The sequence below is a fragment of the Mesorhizobium sp. M2A.F.Ca.ET.039.01.1.1 genome (assembly GCF_003998035.1).
Lineage (GTDB): Bacteria > Pseudomonadota > Alphaproteobacteria > Rhizobiales > Rhizobiaceae > Mesorhizobium.
Genome location: NZ_RZRY01001004.1, coordinates 1 through 1795, shown reverse-complemented (window position 1 = coordinate 1795; position 1795 = coordinate 1). Strand labels below are relative to the sequence as shown.

The following is a 1795-nucleotide window of genomic DNA, read 5'->3' as shown; positions in this document are numbered from 1 at the left end:
CGGCCAAGCCGCTGGTCGAGCGCTTCGCCCAGGGCGGCTCCGAACTGCAGCGCAGCATGGAAGAGGTTACCGAACGCGCGGCCGAGAAGCTGCGCAGCGAGAACACGAACCTCGTCAATGCTCTCGCCAGCCGCACGGCCGAAACGCTGTCGGCCGTCGAAGGCGCGCGTTCCTCGCTTGCCGACAGCGTGGCCGACCTCATTGGCCGCATGACGACCTCCAGCGCGCAGCTCGGCCAGCTTATCGAGCAGGCTGCCGTCAATCTCGGCCAGGTCGAGGAGCGGCTTTCCGGCAGCACGCAGAGCTTCGCCTCGACCACGGAGAAGGCCGCCCAGACCTTCGCCAGCTCGGCGCGTCTGGTCGATTCCAACACGACGCGGCTCACCGACCTGTCATCGGCGACGCTGCGCGAGGTGGCCGCGATCGCGACCAAGTTCGACGAGCACAGCCGGCTGCTTTCCAGCGCCTCGAACCTGCTCAGCTCCGCGCAAAGCAATCTCGAGCACACGCTGGAGCGCCAGTCCTCGCTGGAGGACCTCGCCGTCGGCCTGGTCAAGAAGTCGGAAGACCTCGAGAAGGTGATGCGTTCCTTCGAGAGCCTCGTCGGCCAGACGATGCAGACCGCCGAGGGCCGCACGATGGAATCGGCGGAGAAGATCCGCACCGCGATCGCCGAGGTCGTCGATTCGGCAACCCGTCGCTTTGCCGACGCGACCGAGGAGATGCGCCGCACCGCAGGCTCGATCAAGAGCGAGCTGGATCTCACCCGCGCCGAGCTGAAGAAGGGCGTCATCGAGATGCCGGAAGAGGCCAAGGAATCGACCTCGGCCATTCGCCGCGCCGTCGCCGAGCAGATCAATGCGCTCAAGGAACTGTCGGATATCGTTGCGAAATCCGGCCGCAGCGGCTCAAGCGAACAGGGTGAACCGCGCGGTCTGCGCCCTGCTCCGCAGCAAGCGCCGACTCGTGCCGCCGAGCCGCCGCTGCGCCGCCCGCCGGCCCCGCAACCTCAGCCGCAGCCGCAACCGGCGGCTCGCGCCCCTCAGGCGCCGCTCGCCGAGACCACGCTGCGCGGCACGCTTGACCTGGAACGTCCCGCCGAGGCGCCGCGCCGTGAGAACGGCAAGACGCAGCAGGGCGGCTGGGTGCGCGATCTCCTGACCAACGCCTCGCGCGAGGAAGAGCTGAGGCCGGCGGCGCCGGCGGAAGCGCCGCGCGCGGCGCCTGCCCAGCGCTCGCCGCTGCATGTCATGGAGTCGCTCAACTCGCTCTCCGTCGACATCGCACGGGCCATCGACCACGACGCCTCGATCGAGCTCTGGAACCGCTATCGGCGCGGCGAGCGCGACGTCTTCACCCGTCGCCTCTACACGCTCAAGGGCCAGCAGACCTTTGACGAGATCCGCCGCAAGTATCAGGCCGAGGCGGAATTCCGCGCCGCGGTCGACCGTTACTGCGAGGATTTCGAGAAGCTGCTCAAGGATGTCTCGCGCAACGACCGCGACAACATCATGGCGCAGACCTATCTGACCTCCGACACTGGCAAGGTCTACACCATGCTGGCCCACGCCAGCGGCCGGTTGCACTGAGCCGGGCAGCTCCAGAAATCAAAAGGCGGGCCGAAAGCCCGCCTTTTTCGTCTCTGCAAAGTTCAGAACCCGCCGTCGGGATCCAAGTCGCGAATTGAATTAGCGAGGGGCAATCCAAGACCACGCTGATCGAGCCACAACACTTGCCGTCCATGTCTTTCGCGTTCTGACAAAAGATCAGCATGGGCCATTTGCATGGCAAGCAA

At 66.5% G+C, this 1795-nt stretch carries 1 pseudogene; it reads left to right on the top strand.

The features are described 5' to 3' along the window. Positions 1-1589 (top strand): annotated as a pseudogene (locus EOA24_RS36625) (kinesin); the annotation flags it as partial. Positions 1590-1795 lie beyond the last annotated feature (206 nt).